The sequence below is a fragment of the Sphingomonas sp. DMC6 genome, from assembly GCF_056314225.1.
Window position 1 is genome coordinate 1 of record NZ_JBQUYT010000023.1, and the last position, 3,937, is coordinate 3,937.

2 protein-coding genes and 1 pseudogene are annotated in these 3,937 nt (G+C 64.3%); 1 reads left to right on the forward strand and 2 read right to left on the reverse strand.

Annotation, left to right across the window (positions count from 1 at the left end; all coding sequences use genetic code 11):
- Positions 1-67 precede the first annotated feature (67 nt).
- Positions 68-730: a beta family protein gene (locus ACT53M_RS20060; RefSeq protein ID WP_476235689.1), complete on the forward strand. Its 663-nt coding sequence runs from the start codon at positions 68-70 to the stop codon at positions 728-730.
- Here ACT53M_RS20060 and ACT53M_RS20065 read toward each other — a convergent pair.
- Positions 718-1,299 (reverse strand): sce7726 family protein, encoded by a 582-nt coding sequence (locus ACT53M_RS20065; RefSeq protein WP_476235688.1) that lies wholly within the window; start codon positions 1,297-1,299, stop codon positions 718-720. The two genes, ACT53M_RS20060 and ACT53M_RS20065, sit on opposite strands and share 13 nt — an antisense overlap.
- Positions 1,300-1,427: 128 nt before the next feature.
- Positions 1,428-3,581: pseudogene (gene uvrA, locus ACT53M_RS20070) on the reverse strand (excinuclease ABC subunit UvrA); the annotation flags it as partial.
- Positions 3,582-3,937 lie beyond the last annotated feature (356 nt).

Sequence of the window (3,937 nt, forward strand, 5' to 3'; positions counted from 1 at the left end):
CCGACCGTCTTCTTCTCGGCGATTGCACTCGCTGCCACCGTCATCTTCTGGCTCTGATCAGTGAGTCCTGAACCTAGTCGTTCGCACGACATTGAATGAACTCCCGCAGGTCGCCGGCTGGATCCAAGCTAATGGTTGGCTGCCGGGTTCGATCGACTTAGTGATCGATGTGGGACACGTCGCTGCGGTGCCCGTTGCCCTGCTAGCGCCAGTCGTCTCAGGAGCGCTGACTCAGCATATTGGCGCGGTTTCCCCTTATCGTACTGTTGTCTTGGCTGCGGCGGCAGCTCCAAAAGATCATGGTGAGTTGCCTCGGGGGCGCTCGGACGTTCCAAGATACGATTGGGAACTGTGGCGCCTGGTTACGCCAGCGGTTCCGTTCGAGTTGGGCTACGCCGATTATTGTGCGGGCCATCCGGATCTCACAGAGCCGCCGGGAGTAGCTATGGCGAGCGCTACAGTAAGTGCTAGATACACTGGGCCCGCTCACTGGCTCATAATAAAAGGCCGTCCCACCAAAGGTGCGCAGGGCCTGCCTATGGCCCAACAATATCGGAGCCACGCAGCGCACTACTCCGTTGACCCGCAATTTGGCCAAGTGCCGGGGTGCTGGGGCGATCAACGCCTAACACAGATTCATTTGGGAGCCACAGGGCCCGGCAATCGTCAAAGTTGGGCAGAGATCGCGGCGAATGTGCACATGGAGATGGTGATTTCTCAGTTGCCTTGACGCTGCCCCAGCCATTGGGTCCGCGCTTTGAGGCAAGCGCGGACCTCATCCTTCAACGCTGTTAATTTGATTTCTGTGGCGAGACGTTGGTGGAGAATGTCAACTGACTTCGAGCGAAAGCCCTTCGCTAGATCATGGCGCTCAAGAATATCCACAGCTTCATCCCTCCAAAGGAGGCGCGCGAGTTGTAAAGGGCTCTGCGAGGGATTCTTCTTGGCGTTTCGGAGGCGACGGAGGCGTACGGAGCCGTTCGCCTTTTCCACTGCAATCATTACGCCCCACCATTTCGGAAGTATTTCTAAGCAGCCGGCAAGGTGATTCTCGGCTGTCACGATGGTTAGGCGATCAAATACTTCGCCGTAAAAGCAAGACTGCTGAGGTAGGCGTAGAAGCGTGTCCTTTGCACTTTTTAGTTCAAATCCGCTTAGCTCGCCATTTATCACCGCGAGATCTACTCGAACGGATCCCGACCACACACCCATTTCTTCAACGATTATAGTATCGTCGTCACCGGCGTGTTCTGCATCTAACTTAGACCGAATCGCCAATCGTACGTCGCGGTCACGCATGGCGGCCCCCCTAAGGGGTGGCACTTCAGCTGTCACCCCATTTCAGTGCATGGTCCACTGCTAGTATGGCGTAAATGAGTCTAGGGGTTGATTCGCACGTTGCGACAATAACCCTACGCTTATGAAGATCACTCCGCCGCCGCCTTCGCCTTCCCCCGCTCAAGCAGCGGCGCCAGATACCGCCCGGTGTAACTCCCCGCCACCTTCGCCACCTGCTCCGGCGTGCCTTCGGCGACGATCTCGCCGCCCTTCACCCCGCCTTCGGGACCGAGGTCGAGGATCCAGTCGGCGGTCTTGATGACGTCGAGATTGTGCTCGATCACCACCACCGTATTGCCCTGTTCGACCAGCGCGTGGAGCACTTCCAATAGCTTGCGCACATCCTCGAAGTGCAGGCCGGTGGTGGGTTCATCCAGAATATACAGCGTCTGGCCGGTGGCCCGCCGCGCCAGTTCCTTGGCGAGCTTTACCCGCTGCGCCTCGCCGCCCGACAGCGTCGTCGCCTGCTGGCCGACCTTGACATAGCCGAGGCCGACTTCGGCGAGCATCGCCATCTTGTCGCGGATCGGGGGGACGGCCTTGAAGAACTCGACCGCGTCTTCCACCGTCATGTCGAGCACGTCGGCGATCGACTTGCCCTTGAACTTCACCTCCAGCGTTTCGCGATTGTAGCGCGCGCCGTGGCACACGTCGCAGGTGACATAGACGTCGGGGAGGAAGTGCATCTCGATCTTGAGCACGCCGTCGCCCTGGCACGCCTCGCACCGGCCGCCCTTGACGTTGAAGCTGAACCGGCCGGGCTTGTAGCCGCGCGCCTGCGCCTCGGGGAGGCCGGCGAACCAGTCGCGGATGTTGGTGAAGGCGCCGGTATAGGTGGCGGGGTTGCTGCGCGGGGTGCGGCCGATCGGCGACTGGTCGATGTCGATCACCTTGTCGCAATGCTCCAGCCCGGTGATCCGGTCGTGCTTGCCGGCGAGCAGGCGGGCGCCGTTCAGCTGGCGCGCGGCGGCGGCGTAGAGCGTGTCGAGCGTGAAGCTGGACTTGCCCGAGCCGGAGACGCCGGTGATGCAGGTGAAGGTGCCGAGCGGGATGCTGGCCGTCACGCCCTTGAGGTTGTTGGCGGTGGCGTTGTGGACGGTGATCTTCTTGCCGTTGCCCTTGCGGCGCTTGGCCGGCACGGCGACTTCGCGGGTGCCGTTCAGGTAATCGGCGGTGATGCTGCCTTCGGTGGCGAGCACCTCGGCGAGCGTGCCCTGCGCCACCACCTGGCCGCCATGGACGCCGGCGCCCGGCCCCATGTCGATCACATAATCGGCGGTGCGGATCGCATCCTCGTCATGCTCGACGACGAGCACGGTGTTGCCCAGGTCGCGCAGCCGCTTGAGGGTGGCGAGCAGCATGTCGTTGTCGCGCTGGTGGAGGCCGATGCTCGGCTCGTCGAGCACATAGAGCACGCCCGACAGGCCGCTGCCGATCTGGCTGGCGAGGCGGATGCGCTGGCTCTCGCCGCCCGACAGCGTACCCGAGGTGCGATCGAGGTTGAGATAGTCGAGCCCGACATTGTTGAGGAAGCCGAGCCGCTCGTCGATTTCCTTGAGGATCGCGCGGGCGATCTCGCGCTGCTGGGGCGTGAAGGTCTCGGGCAGCGACTGGAAGAAGGCGAGCGCGTCGACCACCGAGAGGCGGGTGGCATGGGCGATGTCCTGCCCCGCCACCTTCACCGCCAGCGCCTCGGGCTTGAGGCGGGCGCCGCCGCACACCTCGCAGGGGTGGCTGGCCTGGTACTTACCCAGCTCCTCGCGCATCCAGGCGCTTTCGGTCTGCAGCATGCGGCGGTTGAGATTGCCGATCACGCCCTCGAACGGCTTCTTGACGTCATAGCTCTTGCGGCCGTCGATGAAGGTGAGCGTGACGGGGCGGCCGCCGGTGCCGTGGAGGATGATGAGCTTCACTTCGCCGGGCAGGTCCTTCCACGGCGTATCGAGGCTGAAGCCGAATTCGCGGGCGAGGGTGCCCAGCACCTGCATGTAATAAGGCGAGGGCGGGTTGGACTTGGCCCAGGGAACGATCGCGCCCTTCTTGATCGACAGGTCGTGGTTGGGGACGACGAGGTCTTCGTCGAACTCGAGCTTCTCGCCCAAGCCGTCGCACGCCGGGCAGGCGCCCTGGGGGGCGTTGAAGCTGAACAGGCGCGGCTCGATCTCCGGGATGGTGAAGCCGGAGACCGGGCAGGCGAATTTTTCCGAGAAGACGATGCGGTTGTCGGGGATGCCGGCGCCCTTGAGGTTCCCCTCCCGCTTGCGGGAGGGGAGAGGGGAGGGGGACTCGGCGACAAACTGCTGCGGGGCTTCGCGAAGGGCGCTTCCCCTCCCGCTTGCGGGAGGGGATTGAGGGGTGGGCCCCCGCTCGCCTGCAAGGTCATCGCTGGTGGAGAGCGTGGGGGGGGCCCCCCCCCCCCCCCCCCCCCCCCCCGCGGGGGGGGGGGGGGGGCCGCCCCCCCCCCCCCCCCCCCCCCCCCCGCCCCCCCCCCCCCCCCCCACCCCCCCCCCCCCCCCCCCCGGGCCCGGTCCCTCGCCCCACCCACCACCACACAATTTTCAATGAAGGCCTTGGCTGTCCCCCCCCCCCCCCCCCCCCC

Excerpts from the sequence above, each read along its gene's own strand:
- ACT53M_RS20065 (WP_476235688.1), bottom strand. The coding sequence starts at position 1,299 with ATGCGTGACCGCGACGTACGATTGGCGATTCGGTCTAAGTTAGATGCA.